22 protein-coding genes and 2 rRNA genes are annotated in these 21,526 nt (G+C 40.0%); 19 read left to right on the forward strand and 5 right to left on the reverse strand.

Annotated elements, in window-relative coordinates:
• Window positions 1-222, forward strand: a 23S ribosomal RNA gene (locus ATS76_RS10475); the annotation flags it as partial.
• Between the two features lie 140 nt (window positions 223-362).
• Window positions 363-477 (forward strand): 5S ribosomal RNA (gene rrf, locus ATS76_RS10480).
• Window positions 478-1,362: 885 nt separating this feature from the next.
• Here the strand turns inward: rrf and ATS76_RS10485 are convergent.
• The 3 genes from ATS76_RS10485 to hslR form a co-directional block, all read right to left on the reverse strand.
• Window positions 1,363-2,901 carry a phosphoenolpyruvate carboxykinase gene (locus ATS76_RS10485; protein ID WP_058552108.1) on the reverse strand — a complete coding sequence of 513 codons (1,539 nt, stop codon included), beginning with the start codon at window positions 2,899-2,901 and terminating at the stop codon, window positions 1,363-1,365.
• A 266-nt stretch (window positions 2,902-3,167) separates the two neighbouring features.
• The gene (gene hslO / locus ATS76_RS10490) at window positions 3,168-4,013 is read right to left on the reverse strand and encodes an Hsp33 family molecular chaperone HslO (RefSeq protein ID WP_058552109.1); all 846 of its coding nucleotides are present in this window, start codon (window positions 4,011-4,013) and stop codon (window positions 3,168-3,170) included.
• Window positions 4,014-4,025: 12 nt separating this feature from the next.
• Complete coding sequence (hslR, locus tag ATS76_RS10495; protein WP_058552110.1) at window positions 4,026-4,448, reverse strand: ribosome-associated heat shock protein Hsp15; 423 nt, start codon at window positions 4,446-4,448, stop codon at window positions 4,026-4,028.
• 213 nt (window positions 4,449-4,661) lie between these two features.
• Here hslR and gspC point away from each other — a divergent pair, with 213 nt between their 5' ends.
• The 13 genes from gspC to ATS76_RS10560 all read left to right on the forward strand — a co-directional run bounded on the left by gspC (window position 4,662) and on the right by ATS76_RS10560 (window position 16,636).
• Window positions 4,662-5,603, forward strand: coding sequence for a type II secretion system protein GspC (gene gspC, locus ATS76_RS10500; RefSeq protein ID WP_058552111.1), 942 nt, complete (start codon window positions 4,662-4,664; stop codon window positions 5,601-5,603).
• A 23-nt stretch (window positions 5,604-5,626) separates the two neighbouring features.
• Window positions 5,627-7,690, forward strand: a complete 2,064-nt coding sequence (gene gspD, locus ATS76_RS10505) for a type II secretion system secretin GspD (RefSeq protein ID WP_058552112.1) — start codon at window positions 5,627-5,629, stop codon at window positions 7,688-7,690.
• The gene (gene gspE, locus ATS76_RS10510) at window positions 7,683-9,248 is read left to right on the forward strand and encodes a type II secretion system ATPase GspE (protein WP_058552113.1); all 1,566 of its coding nucleotides are present in this window, start codon (window positions 7,683-7,685) and stop codon (window positions 9,246-9,248) included. Before gspD ends, gspE begins: the two co-directional genes overlap by 8 nt.
• Before the next feature lie 2 nt (window positions 9,249-9,250).
• Window positions 9,251-10,486 (forward strand): type II secretion system inner membrane protein GspF, encoded by a 1,236-nt coding sequence (gene gspF / locus ATS76_RS10515; protein ID WP_058552114.1) that lies wholly within the window; start codon window positions 9,251-9,253, stop codon window positions 10,484-10,486.
• A 78-nt stretch (window positions 10,487-10,564) separates the two neighbouring features.
• The gene (gene gspG, locus ATS76_RS10520; protein ID WP_006794634.1) at window positions 10,565-10,987 is read left to right on the forward strand and encodes a type II secretion system major pseudopilin GspG; all 423 of its coding nucleotides are present in this window, start codon (window positions 10,565-10,567) and stop codon (window positions 10,985-10,987) included.
• A 49-nt stretch (window positions 10,988-11,036) separates the two neighbouring features.
• The gene (locus ATS76_RS10525) at window positions 11,037-11,621 is read left to right on the forward strand and encodes a prepilin-type N-terminal cleavage/methylation domain-containing protein (RefSeq protein WP_058405238.1); all 585 of its coding nucleotides are present in this window, start codon (window positions 11,037-11,039) and stop codon (window positions 11,619-11,621) included.
• Window positions 11,621-11,995: a type II secretion system minor pseudopilin GspI gene (gene gspI, locus ATS76_RS10530; protein ID WP_058552115.1), complete on the forward strand. Its 375-nt coding sequence runs from the start codon at window positions 11,621-11,623 to the stop codon at window positions 11,993-11,995. The genes ATS76_RS10525 and gspI overlap by 1 nt, the downstream gene beginning before the upstream one ends.
• Complete coding sequence (gene gspJ / locus ATS76_RS10535; RefSeq protein WP_058552116.1) at window positions 11,996-12,610, forward strand: type II secretion system minor pseudopilin GspJ; 615 nt, start codon at window positions 11,996-11,998, stop codon at window positions 12,608-12,610.
• Window positions 12,603-13,589: a type II secretion system minor pseudopilin GspK gene (gspK, locus tag ATS76_RS10540; protein WP_058552117.1), complete on the forward strand. Its 987-nt coding sequence runs from the start codon at window positions 12,603-12,605 to the stop codon at window positions 13,587-13,589. The genes gspJ and gspK overlap by 8 nt, the downstream gene beginning before the upstream one ends.
• The gene (gene gspL, locus ATS76_RS10545; RefSeq protein WP_058552118.1) at window positions 13,586-14,794 is read left to right on the forward strand and encodes a type II secretion system protein GspL; all 1,209 of its coding nucleotides are present in this window, start codon (window positions 13,586-13,588) and stop codon (window positions 14,792-14,794) included. Before gspK ends, gspL begins: the two co-directional genes overlap by 4 nt.
• Window positions 14,791-15,264, forward strand: coding sequence for a type II secretion system protein GspM (gene gspM, locus ATS76_RS10550; RefSeq protein ID WP_058552119.1), 474 nt, complete (start codon window positions 14,791-14,793; stop codon window positions 15,262-15,264). Before gspL ends, gspM begins: the two co-directional genes overlap by 4 nt.
• Window positions 15,265-15,267: 3 nt before the next feature.
• Window positions 15,268-16,026, forward strand: coding sequence for a type II secretion system protein N (locus tag ATS76_RS10555; RefSeq protein ID WP_058552120.1), 759 nt, complete (start codon window positions 15,268-15,270; stop codon window positions 16,024-16,026).
• 22 nt (window positions 16,027-16,048) lie between these two features.
• Complete coding sequence (locus ATS76_RS10560) at window positions 16,049-16,636, forward strand: UPF0149 family protein (protein WP_058552121.1); 588 nt, start codon at window positions 16,049-16,051, stop codon at window positions 16,634-16,636.
• A 40-nt stretch (window positions 16,637-16,676) separates the two neighbouring features.
• On the opposite strand, the gene ATS76_RS10565 is transcribed toward ATS76_RS10560, so the two are convergent.
• Complete coding sequence (locus tag ATS76_RS10565; protein ID WP_058405230.1) at window positions 16,677-16,883, reverse strand: hypothetical protein; 207 nt, start codon at window positions 16,881-16,883, stop codon at window positions 16,677-16,679.
• Window positions 16,883-17,242, reverse strand: coding sequence for a hypothetical protein (locus ATS76_RS10570; protein ID WP_058552122.1), 360 nt, complete (start codon window positions 17,240-17,242; stop codon window positions 16,883-16,885). The genes ATS76_RS10565 and ATS76_RS10570 overlap by 1 nt, the downstream gene beginning before the upstream one ends.
• Window positions 17,243-17,531: 289 nt before the next feature.
• On the opposite strand from ATS76_RS10570, the gene ccoG reads away from it, so the two are divergent.
• The 4 genes from ccoG to ATS76_RS10590 all read left to right on the forward strand — a co-directional run bounded on the left by ccoG (window position 17,532) and on the right by ATS76_RS10590 (window position 21,327).
• On the forward strand, window positions 17,532-18,962 hold the full coding sequence (ccoG, locus tag ATS76_RS10575; protein ID WP_058552123.1) for a cytochrome c oxidase accessory protein CcoG: 1,431 nt from the start codon (window positions 17,532-17,534) through the stop codon (window positions 18,960-18,962).
• Between the two features lie 77 nt (window positions 18,963-19,039).
• The gene (locus ATS76_RS10580; RefSeq protein ID WP_058405227.1) at window positions 19,040-20,014 is read left to right on the forward strand and encodes a serine/threonine protein kinase; all 975 of its coding nucleotides are present in this window, start codon (window positions 19,040-19,042) and stop codon (window positions 20,012-20,014) included.
• Between the two features lie 34 nt (window positions 20,015-20,048).
• A complete protein-coding gene (locus ATS76_RS10585; RefSeq protein ID WP_058405226.1) occupies window positions 20,049-20,672 on the forward strand; it encodes a thiol:disulfide interchange protein DsbA/DsbL in 624 nt (207 codons plus the stop codon).
• 16 nt (window positions 20,673-20,688) lie between these two features.
• A complete protein-coding gene (locus tag ATS76_RS10590) occupies window positions 20,689-21,327 on the forward strand; it encodes a thiol:disulfide interchange protein DsbA/DsbL (RefSeq protein WP_058552124.1) in 639 nt (212 codons plus the stop codon).
• The last annotated feature ends 199 nt before the right edge of the window (window positions 21,328-21,526 follow it).

Genomic DNA, 21,526 nt, shown 5'->3' on the forward strand with positions numbered 1-21,526 from the left:
CTGGTGTTCGGGTTGTCATGCCAATGGCATTGCCCGGTAGCTACGTTCGGAACTGATAAGCGCTGAAAGCATCTAAGCGCGAAGCAGGCCTCGAGATGAGTTCTCACTAGACTTTTAAAGTCTCTGAAGGGCCGTTGAAGACTACAACGTTGATAGGCAAGATGTGGAAGTGGTGTGAGCCATTAAGCTAACTTGTACTAATTACCCGTGAGGCTTAACCATACAACGCCAAACGCGTTTTGTGTGATAGTTTAAGACAGAAGTTAATGACTAAAGTAGATTACTGACAGACTTAAAAAATATTATCAGATATTTTCCAAATTCAGTTAATGCGCAGAAATACGTATTAACAACCAAATTTGCTTGGTGACAATAGCGTTTTGGACCCACCTGACTCCATGCCGAACTCAGTAGTGAAACGAAACAGCGCCGATGATAGTGTAGCATTTGCTATGTGAAAGTAGGACATTACCAGGCTTCAAATAAGCGAAACCCGTTACAGCAATGTGACGGGTTTTTTGCTGTCTGGGGTTTAGTAAATAGCCAAGACCTCATGTCGAACTCAATAGTCAAACAAAACAGCTCGATTCGAAAGAGTCGGGCTTTTTTACGTCTATAGAAAAGTAAAGTTAAGCATTTCTTTCTCTAAAGCGCAGCGTCTCTTAAGCGAAGCGCCTCTTTGTGAATAGTGTTTTGGCTATCCAATACATTGGTCGATAATAGTGCAGCACTTCATTGTGACTCTCCATCGCTGTGGGCATCACAACATTCTGCTGCGTAGCGGACCGACTTCTAATACAAGAAACCCGTTACAGCAATGTGGCGGTTTTTTGTTGTTTGGAGTTTAGTAAATAGCCAAGAGGCCATGCCGAATTCAGTAGTGAAACAAAACAGCTCGAAGGCGAGCCCCGCGGAAGGCCGCCCCGACATTATCAGGCTTCAAAGACAAGAAAGCCCGATTCGAAAGAGTTGGGCTTTTTTACGTCTATAGAAAAGTAATATTCAGCATTTTCGTCTCTAAAGCGCAGCGTCTCCTGAGCGAAGCGCCTCTTTGTGATCATTGTTTAGTTATCTAATAGATTACCCGATGATAGCGCAAAATTAGCTATGCGGCTCTTTAGCGCAAGATGCAACGTCATTGCTATAAGCTGCTTACCTACTCTAAATGGAAGAAAACCCGACTCGAAAGAGTGAGACTTTTATATGTCTGCAGATCTTTAATAGTCTGGCTTGTGGTTGTGGAAGTGTTCTATCTTATGTATTCGGTTATTTATAAAAAGAAACTTAGTCGCTGAGGTAAATATTAGAATCAAAAACGCCAACTCAAGGTTGGCGTTTTAATTATGAGGTTAAAGGTGATTTTTAAGCTTTAGGGCCTGCATTTTTAATGTCGTCAGATACGTCGTATTTCGCAAAGTTTTCTGTAAAGTCAGCAGCCAATTTCGCTGCATATTCATTATACTTAGCCTTATCTTCCCATGTATTTATAGGATTTAGAAGGTTGATATCAACACCTGGAACCGCAACGGGTACGTCTAGGTTCAACGCATCTATATGTTGAGTCTCAACACCGGCCAATTTACCAGACACTATGGCGTCAATTACAGCACGTGTAGTTGGTATATCAAAGCGCTTGCCGATACCGTAAGGGCCGCCAGTCCAGCCAGTATTCACTAGATAAACTTTAGCGCCAAACTCACGAACACGTTTCATAAGAAGCTCTGCGTAAACACCTGCAGGACGCGGGAAGAAAGGTGCGCCAAAACAGGTTGAGAATGTAGATTCTATATCGCTTGTTGAACCGATTTCAGTTGAACCTACTTTTGCAGTATATCCACTTAAGAAGTGATACGCGGCGGCTTCTTCACTTAGTACAGATACAGGAGGTAATACACCACTTACATCGCATGTTAAAAATACAACAGCTTTGGGCTCGCCAGCACGGTTTTCTGCTTTACGCTTTTCAACATGTTCTAACGGATAAGCTGCGCGGCTATTTTGAGTTAAGCTTATATCGTTAAAGTCCGGCACACCTTTATCATCAAGTACCACGTTTTCTAATATAGTACCAAAGCGGATTGCATCCCAAATAACAGGTTCATTCTTTTGTGAAAGGTCGATACATTTTGCGTAACAACCGCCTTCTATATTAAATACGCTCCCAGGTGCCCAACCATGTTCATCATCACCGATTAGGAAGCGAGTTGGGTCAGCTGATAACGTTGTTTTACCAGTACCAGATAAACCGAAGAATAATGCTGTGTCGCCAGCTTCACCAACGTTAGCCGAACAGTGCATTGGTAATACACCTTTAGCTGGTAATAAGAAGTTTTGAACTGAGAACATCGATTTTTTCATTTCACCGGCGTAGCGCATACCCGCAAGCAATACTTTGCGTTGTGCAAAGTTAATAATTACGGTGCCATCGCTGTTAGTACCGTCACGCTCTGGCTCACATACAAACGAAGGTACGTTCATCACTTGCCACTGCGGTAAGTTTGAAGCGTTATAGTTTTTAGGTTCAATAAACATGTTTTTGGCAAAAATATGATGCCATGCAGTTTCTGTTGTAACAACTACAGGTAAATAATGCTCTGGGTCTGCGCCAACTTCTAGGTGAGAGGTGAAGTGGTCATTACTTTGCACATGTGCTTCTACGCGTGCCCACAAAGCATCAAATTTGTCAGCATCAAAAGGACGGTTTACATTGCCCCATTGAATTTCATTTTGTGTTGTCGCTTCTTGTACAATAAAACGATCTCGAGGTGAACGACCAGTTCGTTTTCCTGTAATGGCTACGAAAGCACCATTTGCGGCTAGAGTTCCTTCGCCACGGCGGATCGCATGCTCGACAAGTTCAGCTGCGGTTAAATCGACAAAACGTGTAGCGCTTGTAATCATGTTTATACCTAACTATGTGTGAGAGTTTGAACGGGATAGCTCTGGGTAAATAGTGCCCTTTAGCTGTAATGATAGTAACAGAAGGTTTTGAGATATTCGAGCCTGTAAAGCCCCTAAAAACACATATATTTGCAAAAAAACATGAATAATTTCAATGATACCGGTGTCATTAAATGTCACTTTTTATGACACCGGTATCATCTTTTTATAATATAAAACCGCATATTTTGCGGCTTTATACAGTCGGATTAGCTGAGATGGGGTTTTTAATTAAAAATGCTTTTAATGTCTTGCTCATTAAACGCATATTCTTTTAAGCAGTAATGGCAGTTAATATTAACGCTGCCGTTTTTTGCTACATCATCGAGCAGTTCTTGTTGTCCTACATTAACTAATGCGGTGATCGTTTTATCACGACTACAGCCACATTTAAAAGCTATGCTTTGCGGTTCAAAAACGCGTGGGTTATCTTCATGATACAAACGAGTCAAAATTGTATTTGCATCAAGGTTTAATAACTCTTCATCTTTTATCGTATTACTAAGTGCTTCTAAGTGGGCAAAATCTTCAATCGACTTTTGTTTATCAACAGGCAGTACCTGTAAAAATAAACCACATGCTTTGGCGCTGCCTTCGGTTGTATTAGTCGCAAACCATAAACGAGTTTTTAATTGCTCTGATTGCTCAAAGTAACTTTCAATACATTCGCTAAGCGTGTCGTGTTCCAAAGGAACTATACCTTGGTAGCGTTCACCTTTGTCTGGTGTAATAGTAATAACCATATAGCCATTGCCGATTAGTTCTTTGACGGTACTGCCTGTCACCTCACTTTGTAGACGAGCAATGCCACGCATATTTTGTTTATCGTCACCATTTATTACTGCATATTTAACTGGTCCGTCGCCTTGAAGTTGCACGGCTATCTCGCCTTCAAATTTTAATGTAGCTGTCAGTAAGCAAGTGGCAACTAATAGCTCACCTAGTAATGCTTTTACAGGTGCTGGGTAATTATGGTTGGCAATCATTTCATTGTAGGCACTCTCGATTTGAACGAGTTCGCCACGAACATCTAGTTCGTTGAATAAATAACGGTGAAGTAAATCTTGTTGCATGAGCGGCTATACCTAACTTAATTTCATTTTTAAAAGTTCGCGTCTTTGCTTTTTATCGGGTTTTTTATCCGGATGAGGCGCAAAAAAACTGTTATTTTTACGTGCGATGCTGTTTTCTTCGCGTTTAGCAATACTGGCATCAGATTCTTGGTACAAGGTCTGAGCAATGGGGGCGCTTTGTCGTTTTTCAAGCACTTTGATGATAGTCACCATCTTTTCATCTACACCTTGAGCGAGTTTCACTACCGCACCAACCTCGACTATTTTGCTCGCCTTTGTTCGTTGTCCATTATAATGCACTTTACCACCTTGTACCATTTCCCTTGCTATAGCACGTGTTTTATAAAAGCGGGCTGCCCACAACCATTTATCTAATCGAACTTTTAGATTATCTATGAGGTCAGAGTCTTTATTACTATTGCTTTTTTTACTCATAACGTATTTGTACCTGCAGTAATTTATTATCTAAAATTTACCACGAAATCTATCTAGGATGAAGGTATTACAGTGGGTGTTGCTTTTTTGTTCAAGTAAATAGAAGTTATTCATTCTGTTTACAAAGTTTAATATTAGTGTGCTTGTTGAATGAAAAATGAAAGGGTACTATGGGGACGCGCTTACGCAGTAAATTAAAAAAGAACACTATTTATGGAACAGCAAATTCAACGACTAAAACACATTTTAACTCGATTGCCGCATGCTAAATTAAGTGCATTAGTCACGCTATTAGTTGTTGTTTACCTTGCATTTTTGTTATCCAAACTGGTTTGGCTATTATGGCCTAAACCTCAAATATCTTTACTTACTCCCACTCAGTTTACAGCACAGTCATCGGGAGCAAGTAATAATTCTGCGCAACGTATTGTTGAACAGTTTTTGTTTGGTAAAAAAACGGTAACAAACAGCGCTAATACTGCAAAACAATCACAAGTTATTAATAATGCCCCTGAAACACGTTTAAGTATTAACTTAACAGGCATAGTGGCTGTAAGTAATGATGATAAAGCAGGCGTTGCAATTATTGAATCACAGGGCAAGCAGATTAGTTACCTTGTCGATGAAGTCGTATCTGGGACGCGCGCAAAAGTAGCTCAAATACTTCCTGACCGTGTCATTTTAAGTGTAAATGCTCGTTTTGAAACGCTAATGCTTGATGGACTCGATTTCACCAAAACAGTCTCTATGCCGGTGCTCGCTGCAAAAGATGAGCAAGAAATGGGGCCGCAACGATTAGAAGAAAGTGAAGAACTAATAAATGCGACTGCAGACCCAGAAGTAAAAGAAGCCATTATAGAAACACGTGAAGAATTATTAGAAGAACCCGGTAAGCTTTTTGATTACATACGTGTATCTCAAGCAATGAGTGACGGTGAACTCATTGGTTATCGCTTAAGTCCGGGGAAAGAGCCTGCACTATTTAAGCAAATGGGATTAAAAAATAACGATCTAGCTGTTTCTATTAACGGCTATCAACTAACAGATTTAAAACAGGCCATGTCAGCCATTAATGAGCTGCGCAATAGCACCGATGCTACTATCACTATTGAGCGTGATGGTGAGCAAATAGATGTGCAATTTAGCCTGCAATAACTTAGCTTTGGAGTTTTAACATAATGGTTCAGGTGCTACACCTCACAAAAATTAAAAAAGGGTTAGCTAAGTACGCAGCGCTTTTTTTGGCGGCAAGTATATCTTTGTCTGTTTCTGCAGTTGAATATGCAGCAAATTTTAAGGGTACTGATATCAACGAGTTTATTAATATTGTTGGTAAAAACCTTAATAAAACGGTGATTATAGATCCTAACGTGCGTGGCAAAGTGAATGTACGTAGCTATGAGTTAATGGATGAAGATCTTTACTATCAATTCTTTTTAAATGTATTAGAAGTTTACGGCTATTCAGCTGTTGAAATGGATAATGGCATTATTAAAGTAGAAAAAAGCTCTGATGCTAAAAAGTCGAATGTTCCCCTAATTACCGAAAACAGTTCTGCATCGGGCGATATGATGATTACCCGCGTTGTACGCGTAAAAAATGTAAGCGTGCAAGAGCTCGGACCATTAGTTCGTCAATTTAGCGATCAGAAAGACGGCGGGCACGTTGCTAACTTTAACGCTGCAAACGTAATGATGTTGACTGGTCATGCTGCATCAGTAAACCGCTTAGTAGAAATTATTCGTTCAGTTGACCAAGCAGGTGATAAGCGTGTTGATATTGTAAAGCTTAAATACGCAACGGCTGATGACGTAGTCTCTGTAGTAGAAAATATCTACAAAGACAGCGGTAAAGGGAGTGTCCCTGAATTTTTGATTCCTAAAGTCGTAGCCGACGGCCGTACCAACAGTGTAATTGTAAGTGGTGAAGGGCAAGCCCGCACACGTGCAATTGAGTTAATTAAGCGCCTTGATGGTGAGCTTGAAAGCCAAGGTAACACTAAAGTATTTTATTTAAATTACGCCAAATCGGAAGACTTAGTTAAGGTACTTCAGGGTGTAAGTAAAACGTTAACCGAGGAAGCTCAAGGTAGCGCAACTAAAACGCGTTCGCGTAGTAACAACGAAACCAGCATTGAGGCACACCCAGAGTCTAATTCATTAATCATCACAGCACAGCCCGATACTATGCGTTCATTAGAGTCAGTTATTGAACGATTAGATATTCGTCGTGCACAAGTATTAGTTGAAGCAATTATTATTGAAGTAATGGAAGGCGATGGCGTTAACTTAGGCTTGCAATGGATTTCAGAGCAAGGCGGCATGCTTCAATTTAATAATGGCACAACGGTACCTGTTGGGTCGTTAGCTGTTGCAGCAGAGCAAGCTGCAGATCAAACAGTCACTAAAACAATTATAGGTACAGAGTCAGGCACGGTTACACCTTACACAGAAACAACGGAAGGTGACTACGGTCCGCTTGCATCATTACTTAGTGGTATTAATGGCTTAGCACTGGGCGTTGTAAAAAATGACTGGGGCGCAATTATTCAGGCAGTAGCAACTGATACCAATTCAAACATTTTGGCCACACCGTCGATTACAACCATGGATAACGAAGAGGCCTCTATTTTAGTGGGTCAAGAAGTGCCTATTATTACCGGATCTCAAACGGGCACTAATAATAGCAATCCATTTCAAACGGTTGAGCGTCAAGAAGTGGGTATTAAACTTATTGTAACGCCACAAATCAACGATGGCTCAGCGGTACAGCTTACCATTGAGCAAGAAGTATCAAGCGTAAGCGGTGCAACCGCGGTTGATATTTCAGTAAATAAACGAGCTATTAAAACAACGGTTATTGCTGATGATGGTGGCATGGTTGTTTTAGGTGGTTTAATCGATGAAGACGTTCAAGAAAGTGTGTCTAAAGTTCCATTATTAGGAGATATTCCTGTATTAGGGCACTTATTTAGATCAACAAACACAACTCGTCGTAAGCGTAACTTAATCGTGTTTATCCGCCCTACGATCATCCGTGATGGGGTGAGCATGAATAAGTTAAGTTTTAACAAATATAACTTTATCCGTGGTGAACAGACTAAGCAGCAGGAAGATGGTATTGATTTAATGCCAATGACCGATACTCCTGTATTGCCTGAGTGGAATGATGAGTTGGTACTTCCGCCAACTTATGAAGAGCATTTACGTAAACAAAATGCACAAGAGCGTAAAGATGACTAATGCGATACAAGAGATAAACCAAGACGTGGTTCATCCTAATACGCATAGTACAGATGAACTATTAGCTGATGATGCACTCGTTGAGTTGCCAGCAAAACGTTTACCGTTTTCGTACGCACGACGTGCGGGTGTTTTACTCAGTAAATACCAAGAGCAAACGACGGTTTACTACCGCGGTGACCTTGATTTAGATGTATTGTTAGAAGTTCGCCGAATTGCAGGTCATGGTTTTAAATTAGAGCCACTTGATGATGATAAATTTGAACTTTTACTTGAGTCATCTTACCAACGCGATAGCTCTGAAACGCAGCAAATGATGGAAGATATTGGCAATGAAGTTGATCTGTTTTCTTTAGCTGATGAACTCCCGCAAACTGAAGATTTATTAGCTGGCGATGATGATGCGCCTATTATTAAACTCATTAATGCCATGCTTAGCGAGGCAATAAAAGAGGGCGCGTCAGATATTCATATTGAAACGTTCGAGCAAGAGCTTGTTATTCGTTTTAGGGTTGATGGCGTTTTAAAAGAAGTATTAAAACCAAACCGTAAACTGGCTTCATTGCTTGTTTCACGTATTAAGGTAATGGCAAAACTCGATATAGCTGAAAAACGTATTCCGCAAGATGGCCGTATTAGCCTGCGTATTGCAGGGCGCGCAGTAGACGTGCGTGTATCAACTATGCCATCAAGCTTTGGTGAGCGAGTAGTATTGCGTTTACTTGATAAAAACAATGCCCGCCTAAACCTAGAAGATTTAGGTATGACACCAAAAAACCGAGAGTTGTTTGCTGACCTAATTAGCAAGCCACACGGTATTATTTTGGTAACAGGGCCAACGGGTTCTGGTAAAAGTACCACGCTATATGCGGGCATGAGCCAAATAAACTCGCGCGATCGTAATATCCTGACAGTTGAAGATCCTATTGAATATGAGATCCCAGGCATTGGTCAAACGCAAGTAAATACAAAAGTAGATATGACATTCGCAAGAGGGTTACGTGCTATTCTGCGTCAAGATCCCGATGTGGTAATGGTGGGGGAAATACGTGACCTTGAAACTGCCCAAATAGGTGTTCAAGCATCGCTTACTGGCCACTTAGTTATGTCTACATTGCATACAAATACAGCCTCAGGTGCCATTACTCGAATGGAAGATATGGGTGTTGAACCGTTTTTGCTTTCTTCATCGCTATTAGGGGTTTTATCTCAGCGCTTAGTGCGTACGTTGTGCAATAGCTGTAAAGAAGGGCATGTTGCAGACGAACGTGAATGTCAGCTTTTAGGTGTACCATTTGAGAGTAAGCCAACAATTTACCGTGCGGTAGGCTGTGAAGAATGTAACTTTAATGGTTATAAAGGCCGTACTGGTATACACGAGTTACTTGTTGTAGATGAAACAATTCGAGAAATGATCCACAACGGTAAAGGCGAGCAAAGCGTAGAGAAATACATTCGTAAACACAGTCCAAGTATTCGTCAAGATGGCTGCAGCCGTGTGCTTGCAGGTAAAACCACGCTTGAAGAAGTGCTGCGTGTTACCCGTGAGGAAGGCTAATAATGGCTGCGTTTGAATATCGCGCATTAGATGGTCGCGGCAAAGAAAAAAAAGGCATTTTAGAAGCTGATACAGCCAAACAAGTTCGTCAGCTTCTCCGTGATAAAAGCTTAACGCCTTTAGAGGTTATACCTGCGGCTCAAAGCGATAAACAGGTAAAGGGTGAGAAAGCGCCTTTATTTGGTAGCCTTTTTAAACCAAGTATTTCTACATCTGAGCTTGCGCTTATCACACGCCAGTTAGCAACGTTAATTCAGTCAGCATTACCAGTTGAAGGCGCGGTTATGGCAGTGGCTGAGCAGTGTGAAAAACCACGTTTAAAACGTATGTTAATGTCGGTTCGTTCAAAAGTTGTCGAGGGTTATACCCTTGCAGATGGTATGAGTGAGTTTCCTCATGTGTTTGACGACTTATATCGTTCAATGGTGGCTGCGGGGGAAAAATCAGGACATCTTGATCAAGTGCTTAATCGCTTAGCCGATTACACCGAGCAGCGTCAGCATATGCGTAGTCAAATAACGCAGGCTATGGTTTACCCAACTATTTTAGTTATTTTTGCCATTGGTATAGTGTCGGTATTATTAGGTACTGTGGTTCCTAAAATACTAAAAACCTTTGAAAAAACTAAACAAGTATTACCTTGGACCACCGAGTGGGTAATGGCTGGGAGCCATTTTGTGCAAAATTATTGGTTTATTAACTTATTAGCCATCACCGGCATTGCGGTTGGTATTAAGTACGCGTTAAAAAAACCACAAGTGCGATTTTGGTGGGACGACCGCGTGCTGCACATGCCGGGGATTGGTAAGGTGGCTCGCGGTATCAATACTGCTCGCTTTGCTCGTACGTTAAGTATTTTATCTTCAAGCTCTGTGCCATTACTCGAAGGAATGCGCATTTCTGGCGATGTACTTGTTAACGAAAAAATTAAAAAGTCGGTAGCCGATGCAGCTGATAGAGTAAGTGAAGGGGCTAGCCTTAGAGCCGCTTTGCAGCAAACTAAATTGTTCCCGCCGATGATGCTACACATGATTGCCAGTGGTGAAAAATCAGGTGAGCTAGAGCAGATGCTAGAGCGTGCAGCGAATAACCAGGACCGTGAATTTGAAAGCATGGTTAACGTATCGCTTAAGTTATTAGAGCCTGCAATGATTGCATCTATGGCTGTTATCGTTTTATTTATTGTGATGGCCATTTTGCAACCTATCATGGCAATGAACAAAGCGGTTGGGCTCTAAATTTAAATAGTTTTTATATATTAATGGTTTTACCTAAACCATTTTTGTTTAGTGTTTTTAGAATAATGAGGTAATTACGTGAACAAACAATCAGGTTTTTCTTTACTAGAAGTAATGGTGGTACTGGTTATCATCGGGATGATTATGTCTATTGTTGCGCCAAATATCATGGGCCAACAAGAAGAGGCTGCTATTGATAAAGCGCATTTAGATATTCAGCAGCTTGAAGATGCGATGAGCTTATACAAGCTCAAAAATAAAAGTTACCCAAGCACAGAGCAAGGCCTAGAAGCGTTAGTGACTAAAACGTCTATAGAGCCTGTTCCTAAGCGTTTTCCAGATGGCGGCTTTATCAGCGAATTACCAGAAGATCCATGGGGTAATACGTACTTACTAATAAGCCCAGGTGAAATTGGTAAATTTGATATTTTCTCTATGGGGCCAGATGGCGAAGTCGGTACTGATGACGACATTGGTAACTGGGATGAAGAAAAGCAATAATGCGTCAGTCTACTGAGCTTACCCTAAATGTACTTTTTGAAGACTTACTATGAACGTAGGTCTTCAATCAATACATAAAAAAAAGGGCTTTAGCTTAATCGAGATTTTAGTTGTATTAGTGGTTATCGCTTTTGCAACAAAAATGGTGGTATACAGCTTAGACGGCGGCGCCGAAGATGAGTTAGATACTCAAGCGCTTAGGTTGCATACCACCATTAATATGGCGTCAGAATTTGCAATTTTGAATCAGGTAGAACTTGGTTTATTGGTTGAAAAAAATACGTTAGAGTACTTAGTGTTTGATGGTGAAAAATGGGTCACTTTTGACAGAGAAGAGTTATTTAAACCCATAGAGTTAGAACCACGATTAAAGCTCACCCTTAACTTAGAGGATCTCGCATGGGCTCAAGATAACCTTCTTGAACAGTCTAATTGGCGAGAGCTTATGAGTGGTGGTGAAGAAGATAGCCTACTCGAGCTTAAAAAACTCAAAATACCTCAAGTACTTATTTTATCGTCGGGTGAGGTAAGCGCATTTCAGCTAATACTTGAGTTAAAAGAGCAAAGTGACCCTGTTTATTTTATTGAGGGTGAATTTACAGCACCAGTGAAGTTACGAAGAGAGCCAGAGTAATGATTTTTAATAAAGGCTTTACCTTACTGGAAGTGCTTGTTGCTTTGAGCATTTGTGCAATGGCAGGTATTGCTGCAATGCAAGCGACCGGCGAGCATATTCATCACCTAACAACAATTGAAGAGCAAACATATGCTTCTTGGGTTGCCGAAAATGTCATTATTGAACAGCGTGTTAAAGGCGAGCAATGGCAAGGAAAAAATAATTTGCGTGGTAGTGAAATAATGGGGGGTGTTGAATGGTTTTGGCAACAAGAGGTTATTCCTACCGCCGATAAAAGTTTTGTTAAATTAACAATAAATGTATTTATCGATGAAAAATACGAACAATCAGTCTATGAGCTATCAACGTATTTAAATAAGGGTAAAAAGTAAGTGAAACAGCGCGGATTTACATTACTTGAAGTAATGGTTGCTCTGGGGATTTTAGCTTTTGTTGTTATTTCTACACACCAAATATTAGATAGCACAACCAAGGCAAAAGACGCATCGGACGAAAAAATAGCGGAGCTGAATGGTTTGCAAACAACGTTTAGGCTTATGGATCAAGATTTTAGCCAAATGACTAAACGTGCGGTAAGAAACGAGTCTGGTGACGTACAAGAATACTATTTATTAGCGGGGCGTTATGTGCTTGAAAGTCAATATGACGGCATTGCATTTGTAAGAGACGGTTGGATAAACCCAATAAATTTACTGCCTCGGTCTGAGTTACAGGCTGTTGGGTACAGAGTGATGGATGATAAACTTGAGCGTGTATATCGTGTGTACGTTGACCAGCTTGATAATATGGAGCCACGCGTACAGCAAGTGTTAGAAAACGTCGAAGAACTTAAGTTTGAATTTTTAGACAGTGACAATAAATGGCAAGAACAATGGGAAGTAAAAGCGTTGCCAAAAGCCGTTGCGGTTACCTTACAGCAAATAGAGGCTGAACCTATTCGTCGTGTATTTTTAGTTCCTGGCCAGGGAAGTAAAAGTAATGGGTAACCAGTCATCGCGCGGTGCAGCACTCGTTATTGTATTATTTATTGTTGCATTGGCTGCTATTTTAGCCGTAGAAATGAGTGCTAATTTAATGGTGCAGGTGCAAAAAAGTACTAATTTACAAGGGCACCAACAAGCAAAATGGTATGCTTATGGCGCTGAAGAATTGGCGATTAAAGGGCTTATTCAAAGCAAGAAAGATGATCCAGATAAAACAACGCTTGACCAAGTATGGGCAACACAAGGTAATGCAGCATACCCAGTTGATAACGGCACATTAAGTGGTTCAATTACTGATTTGCAGTCATGCTTAAATTTAAATGCACTGGCGGTTGAACCCGATACAAATAGCGCTGATAAAACAAACCCTGCACACAAAGCGCTGTTTGCCTTGCTCGAAAATATAGAAGATTTACCTGCGGATGAATCAGAAGAGGCAATGGCCGACAGCGTATTCGATTGGCTTGATGAAAATAGCATTACCTATCGTTCAGGTGCTGAAGAAGGAGAGTATTTATCTCGCAAGTTTCCATATATGACTGCAAATAGTTTATTTGCATCACCATCGGAGCTTCGCTTGGTAAAGGGCTTTAACCCACTAGTAATGGAAAAAGTACTGCCTTATATATGTGTTATTCCTGGTAGCACTCAGCTTTTAATTAATATTAATACAATTGCACCAGAACAGGCTTTATTACTAAGCGCGCTGATGGATAATTTAAGTTTGTCGGCTGCAGAGGCTGTCATTGCCGCAAGACCACAAACAGGTTTTGATTCTTTAGAAGAGTTTTTTGAACAAGTACAGCAACAAGGCGGTACAAACACTGAGTCAGTAAAAGACTTATTTAGTATTAAAAGTGAATATTTTAAATTACAAACGCAGGCAAACTTTGTAGAACTGCGTTTTTCGATGACCACATTACTGCACGCCAAAGATGGCGACGTAACGATACTGGCGCGAAAATTTGGAGGCGTACAGTGACAGAAATATTGTTGATCCGTACGGGTCAAACCCAACAAGAACGATTAAATTGGCTTGTATATTCACCACAAGAACAAGAAATAATAGCCAGTGGTGAGCTACCAAGTGCAAGCAATTTAAATGAATTAAGTGAAAAAGCAGCCAACAGAGAAGTGGTTGTTTTATTGCCAAGCGATCAGGTGCAATTAAAAACGGTAACACTACCAACAAAGTGGAATCGTAAGCTAGAGCAAGCACTCCCTTACATGCTTGAAGAAGATATAGCCTGCGACGTAGACGATTTGTATATAGCCATAGGCGAAGCAACCATGGTTGGCGAGCAACATGCTATCCAGGTTGCGATGACCGACCGCGACTGGTTTGAGCAATGGCTCGCTTTATTTGTAGAACATGGACTGCCTGTTTATAAAATATTGCCGGATGCATTGCTGTTACCACCTGTAGGTGAGGGAGAGGCAAGTGCCATAGAGCTCAATCAGCAGTGGTTGTTTAAGCAAGGGGCGTGGCATATTAGTGCGGTTGAATCGAGCTGGCTATCAGGCTATTTAACTGCGTTAGGTAACCCTGAAATCAAGCATTTTAGTCCTGCCGAAGACTTCCCAGAGGGAACTAATTTACAAGCACAAACAAGTCAGTATGACCTCCCGTTAGCTTTATTTGCTAAGCAATTAAATAGCGTCAAATTTAATCTTCGCCAAGGTATTTACCAACTTAAAAAGAAGAGTGCACTTTGGTGGGGTTACTGGAAAGGCGCGGCTATATTTACAGCTGTTGCACTGGGTTCTACGTTAGTTATAAAGGCAATTGAGTTACAACAACTTAATTCTCAAGTCGATTTAGCAAAAAACCAAGTGATTGAGCGATATCAAGCGGCATTCCCCGGTTCTAAAGTGCATCCTAATTTGATAAAAAATCAGATTAAAGGCGCGTTAGACAGGATAGAAGGTTCTGATGAATCTGGCTTTTTAGAGCTTACTACTAATTTAGTTGATGTATTTTCGCAGGTGAATGAGTTCATACCAGAGACCTTACGTTACGATAAACGCAGAAATGAGTTACGTATTCGCGCACGTGCTAAAGATTTTCAAACCTTTGGTAAAGTAAAAACCATACTCGAACAGCAAGGTTTAACGGTAGAGCAAGGCTCTTTAAATAATGACGGTGATTTTGTGGTCGGTGAAATTAAACTGCGAGGTGCTGCATGAAAACACAAGCGATAAAATACTGGCGTTCTTTAAAAGAACAAGAGCAGCAACTTATTATGGTTGCGGGTGGTATCTTTGTTATTTTTGTTCTTGTGATGGGGATATTTAGGCCATTAAATAATGCCATAACAAAAGCAGAGCAATCGCAAATTAAGCAACAGGCTTTACTTGTGTGGGTTGACGAAAGCATAGTAAAGCTAAAAGCGGCAGGGAACACTCGTGTTGCGAGTAATCAAAATTTAAGTCAAGTGGTTAATTCTACCCGTAGCCGTTATCAAATCAACATCAGTAAAATGCAGCCTAGTGATGGTTCACTGCGATTAACGCTCGACTCAGTAGAGTTTAATAAACTAGTAGAGTGGCTCGATGAATTAGTTAATCAACATGGTTTAAAAATCGAAAATTTAGATTTAAGCCGCGACGATAAATCAGGTTATGTGCGAGTAAGCCGTTTGGTATTAGAGAATTAATAAATGAAAAGAATAATTACATTATCGGCTGTTTTTTTAATTAGTTTTATTGTGTTTTGTATCATTAAATTACCCGCTGCTATCGCGCTTGATTTAGCAAAACCATATCTTCCTAAGCAGTTGGAAGTAGGGCCTGCTGTTGGCACTGTATGGCAAGGCCAATTAATGCAAGTTCGTTTTGATGGCGAACAGTTAAATAATGTGCGCTGGGATATTGCTGGCTGGGCATTATTTACTGGCAATTTAAATACTAATATAAAGTTTGGAAATGCTCGCGAACGTACTGATATATCGGGGTATGCACATGTCAGCTATGGATTGTTTAATCACACCGTAAAAGTAACGAATGGCCTAGTACGCTCAACGGTAGAGCGAGCAATGCAACGAGTTCAGTTACCTTTGCCTGTTACGGCAAAAGGGCGTGTAATACTGGAACTTGATGAATACACCTCAGGTGCTCCTTACTGTGAGTCATTAAAGGGTGAAATAGCGAGTCCTAATATCGATGTGCAAGGTTTAAATGGTTGGTTTAATATAGGGCCTCTGGCCGGCAATTTAAGTTGTAAGTCGGGTGATGTGGCAATATTAATCGACCCTGATAACACCCTTGGGCTTGAAGCCGATGCCACTCTCAAAGCTAACTTTGACTTTAGCGTGGCAGGGTATGTAAAACCAGATGCTAGCTTACCAAAAGATGTTCACGATGCGGTTAAGTTTTTAGGCCGACCAGATAGCCAAGGTCGTTACCCGCTCAATTTTTAATGTTTTGATATAAAGAGTTTTAATGCAACTACCGCAATTTACTGAGCTGCATGCTAAGCAGCTCAGCACATTTTTAAAAACACAACCTCACGCCATGACCCTTGAACAAAGCCAAGGTTATTTGTTTGGTGTTATATGTTCACCCGACCCTCTTGATGTACACGAATGGGTTGATGTGATACTCAATAATTCTGCAGACGAATTAGATGAAGAAACACTGTTTTTATTTATGGCGCTTTACCATCAAATAAGTGAGCAAGTGTTTGAAGTAGGATATAAACTGCCATCACAGTACGACAATGCATTTTGCTCGCAGTGGAGCCAAGGCTTTTTAACAGCAAGTAATGCTTACACGCAAAAGCTGTTAACATCACCGCAGTTAGATGCACAGTACAAAGAGGCCTTAGAAACCGCACAAGCAACCCTCAGCTTTTTTGCATTAGATCCACAGCTTATCGCGCAAATCGCATCGCAAAATTCAATGAACACAATGCAGTTGTGTGAGCAACAATATGACCTTATGGGAGATTTTGCACTTGGTTTTGCAGAGCTTGTAGAAATAGTAGCACTTAATAGTGGTTTGTATAACGATGAAGGCTGGGACGAGTAGTTAGCGTTAAACGTTTTAATATTGGCGCTTTAGTTATTAGTTAAGCGCCAAGTTCTAAAATAATATCTGTGCAGCCTTGCTTGCACTTTACTGCGCCTTTACCCACTTCGCTGGTAGCTAAATCGAGTGTGAGCACCGAATTACACTTTTCGCATTTTAGTGTTTTACCTTGCGCTAACTGTTTCAGCATATTACGTTGCTTGTGAAACGAATCACTGGTTTTTTTGTTTAAGTTAGAAAAGTCCATTATTTAGCCCGCTTTTGTTCGAGTGATTCAGACACTATTTTACACACTGTGTTTAAGCGGTCAGCGTAGAAGTAAAGATTTAAGTCGCGTTCGCGACAGTAGCGTAAATTAAATAGCTGAACCGCGTCATCAGTGGTAAACGTTTTTTCTACATACTCTTTTTCAGAGCCTGAGAGTGTGAGCTCATTACTAATTCTGTTTTTTGCTAAATTAGCAGCAGGGCTTCTATTTACTTTACTTGCATCACTTAAAAAGCCAATACCTTCGCCTAATAGCTCTTCGCGTGGTTCTTTTACAAGTGGATGATCAATGGTAAAAAACGCAAGGATCACAATGATCAATATAATAAACTTCTTCATGGATACGTAAACCTTGATCTAAATAGGGTTGAATAATCAAGCAGTGTAATAAACTACCCTTTAAAAGCAAGTAACTGAGATGAATAAATTAGTAGCAATCAATACCAGTAATTTTAGCCAATATTGGTATAATAACTACCAGAAGTTAGATATTTCTGAAATATCTGAAAGTATTTAATTTATGATTCATTAAACTAGTCTTACTTAGCAAGTTACTTGCTACACTATGAGTATAGAGCATTTGATTAGTGCTCAGCTTTTATTTTCCAAGCGGTGTTGAGGAACTTCGATGGACAAACAGATTAAAGTAAAAAACATTCCTGTTGAGGTAAAAATTCAAAAGCCGGATTTAAGCCGTCAAGATGATAGATTTAACCCCCGTAACCGCATTTATGTTAGAGCTGTAAAAGGTCTTCACCAATTATTAAGACAACGTATTGGTTTTTTAGGCATGCTCGCATTTATGGTTTTGCCATGGATAAACTTTAACGGCCAGCAAGCCGTGCTATTTGATTTAATAGCACAAAAATACAATATTTTTGGTCTAACTTTATGGCCTCAAGACTTCACCATACTTGCGTTTATATTCATGCTGGCGGCTTTTGCGCTGTTTTTGGTAACTACATTTTATGGACGAGTCTGGTGCGGATATACCTGCCCCCAAACTGTATGGACCTTCATTTTTATTTGGTTTGAAGAAAAACTTGAAGGCACAGCAAATCAACGTAAAAAGCTCGATCAACGCCCTATGGACTTTGACAAGTTCTGGCGAAAAACGGCTAAGCATTCTAGCTGGGTGTTGTTTTCTTTATATACCTCTATTTCGTTTGTTGGTTACTTTACACCGATAAGAGAGCTACTCCCTGATTTTATAACCTTTAATGTTGGCGGTTATGCACTAGTAAGTATTTTAGTGTTTGCTGTGTGCACTTATGGTAACGCCGGCTGGATGCGCGAAATTATGTGTTTGCATATTTGCCCTTACTCGCGTTTTCAGTCGGCAATGTTTGACAAAGATACCTACACAGTAACCTATGATGAAAACCGAGGTGAAAGCCGTGGTCCTCGCTCACGCAAGGTCGCCCATGAAGATTTAGAAATTGGCGACTGTATTGACTGTAACTTATGTGTACAAGTGTGTCCTACAGGTATTGATATAAGAAATGGCTTACAAGCTGAGTGCATTAATTGTGGTGCGTGTATTGATGCGTGTGACGACGTAATGGATAAAATGGAGTATCCGCGCGGTTTAATTTCATATACCACAGAACGTAACCTTGAAACGCCAGAAAATAAAACCAACCCTTTACGAGCTAAAATTATTGGTTATACGGTCATATTGGTGCTACTTACTGGCGCACTTGTTACAAATATTGCACTGCGTAAACCCATGGACTTTGATATTATCCGTGACCGAAATCAGCTATATCGTGTCGACTTTAATGGTTTGGTTGAAAACACATATACCTTAAAGATAATCAATAAGGCGCAGTATGAACAAACCTTTAATATTAAAGTTATAGGGCTAGAAAACTTTAAATACATAGGTAAGCAGGTATTCACGGTTCAAGCAGGGCAATCTCACAATGAACCTTTGTCACTCGTTATGGATCCTTATGATTTAAAATTGCCTATAACAGAGTTTAATTTTGTGCTGTCACCAGTTAACGAACCGGATGAAACGATATCGCAATCGAGTAATTTTTTTAGAGCGCGATAAGTCGCACTTTCTAATTCGGTGCATATAGCCAATAACAAAAGCGGGTTTTACCCGCTTTTAATTTATATAAGAAGAGTATGAGCAAATTTAGCTTTATAGATTTAACCCCAGATTTAATACTCGATGCGATAGAAACCATAGGCATTTATCCTGAGTCTGGGTTATTAGCGCTTAACAGTTATGAAAATAGAGTTTATCAATTCAAGGCCGAAGATGGTCTTCGTTACGTCGTAAAGTTTTATCGTCCCGAGCGCTGGAGTAAAGCACAAATTCAAGAAGAGCATGACTTTGCTTTTGAATTGGCTGACGCTGAAGTACCCGTTGTAGCGCCTGTTTTACATAACGGACAAAGCTTGTTTGAACACCAGGGTTATATGTTTGTGGTTTTTCCAAGTGTGGGTGGGCGATTATTTGAAGTAGATAATTTAGATCAGCTTGATGTTATGGGACGTTTGATTGGTCGAATGCACCAAGTAGCTAAAACAAAACCATTTACTTACAGACCAACAATAAGCTGTGGTGAGTATTTACATACAGCTAAAGTTCATCTTCAAAAAAGTAACTTAGTGCCAATGGGATTAAGCACTGCTTTTTATACTATTTTAGATTTGGTAATTGAGCAGACACAAAAGCAGTATCAAGATACAAATAATATTCGCTTACATGGAGATTGCCACGCAGGCAATATATTATGGGCCGGCGATGCGTTAATGTTCGTGGATTTAGACGATAGTCGCCAGGGACCTGCGATTCAAGATTTATGGATGATGCTAAGTGGCGACAGGCCAACGCAACTGTTACAGTTAGACACCTTAGTTGGGGCGTATGAAGAATTCTGTGATTTTGACCACGCTCAACTCAAATTAATTGAACCGCTGCGAGCAATGCGTATTATTCATTATATGGGATGGGTGGCAAAAAGGTGGAGCGATCCTGCTTTCGTGCGGAACTTTTCATGGTTTGCTGATGACAAATACTGGGAGCAACAAATTTTAGCGCTTAAAGAACAACTTGCAGCTCTGCAAGAACCGCCGTTAAAATTATTGCCGTAATTTATTATTTAATGACAAGTACAACGAGATACTAATGCTTAAAAAATTAAAACTGAGCCTACTTCTTTTATGTTTACCATTTGCAGCCTTTGCTGCACAGTTTGAGGCTAATAACCAATACACTATTATTAAAACTGAAAAAAGCACAACACCCCAAGTCACAGAGTTCTTTTCATTTTATTGTCCGCACTGTTTTAAATTTGAACCAGTGGCTAAAGCAATTGAAAAAAAACTGCCGGAAGGTACTGAGTTTGTTAAAAGCCACGTTAACTTTTTAGGTGGTGTATCTCCACAAGCACAAAGTAACTTAAGCTTTGCTTACTTAATTGCCAAACAACAAGGTCAAGCACAAAATATAGCTGACCAAATTTTTAGAAGCATCCATATTCAAGGTGTGCCTTTAACAGAAGTTAAAGATCTTAAAAAGCTGTTGGAAGTTAACGGGATAGATAGCGACACTTTTGACCAAGCTATTGCAAGCATGCCAATTATTGCCGCAGAACAAGCAATGCAAGACAAACAAAATAAATATTCAAAATTAGGTGCATTAACTGGCGTACCTACTTTTATCGTTAACGATAAATACAAAATCAACATTAACACCATAAAAAACCAACAAGAACTTGATGAGTTAATTGCGTTTTTATTAGCATTATAAATTTTGGAGTATAAGTATGATTAAACTACTTAAAGCAGGGTTACTTGCATTAGTATTACCAATGGCAGCAACGAGCTTTGCGGCGACCTATGAAGAAGGCGTTCATTACGATGTTATTTCTGAACGCGCTACTAAAAAGCCAGAAGTAAAAGAGTTTTTCTCTTTTTACTGCCCGGCGTGTAATAACTACGAGTCATTGATCAGCGAATTTAAGCCTAAACTTGATAAAAATGTTAAGTTTAAAAAGAGTCACGTTGACTTTGTGGGTGTTCGTAACCCAGAAAACCAACAAATGATGAGCCAAGCATTAGCCACTGCAGAAGTACTTCCGCAAAAAGAAAAAATTATCGCAGCTATTTTTAATCATATTCACACAAAACGCGCTAAATTTAACGAATTAGCTGACGTGAAAGATGTGTTCGTTGCGCAAGGTGTTGATGGCGATAAATTTGATAAGCTATTTAAAAGCTTTTCGGTTCGTACATTAAGCTCTAAGATGAAACGCGACCAAGAGTACTTTAAAGAAAAAGGCGCTCTTCGTGGTGTACCCACATTTATCGTAAACGGTAAGTATAAATTAAACTTAGGCCGTGAATCAGGTGTTACAGCACCTGAAGATATCAGTAAATTAATTAATTACTTAGCTAACAAGTAAGTTTAGCTAAAATAAAAAAAGCTCCTTAAGGAGCTTTTTTGCTTTATAAGGATGTAGCAATGAAAAAAATATTAGTATCGAGTTGCTTGCTAGGGCAGCCTGTTCGTTATGATGGGAAAGGACAAACATTACAGCATCCACAATTACGAGTATGGCAAAGTAATAAGAAAATAATATCCTTTTGTCCTGAAGTGGCTGG

This window comes from Pseudoalteromonas sp. 10-33, from assembly GCF_001469195.1.
In the GTDB taxonomy this organism is placed as follows: domain Bacteria; phylum Pseudomonadota; class Gammaproteobacteria; order Enterobacterales; family Alteromonadaceae; genus Pseudoalteromonas.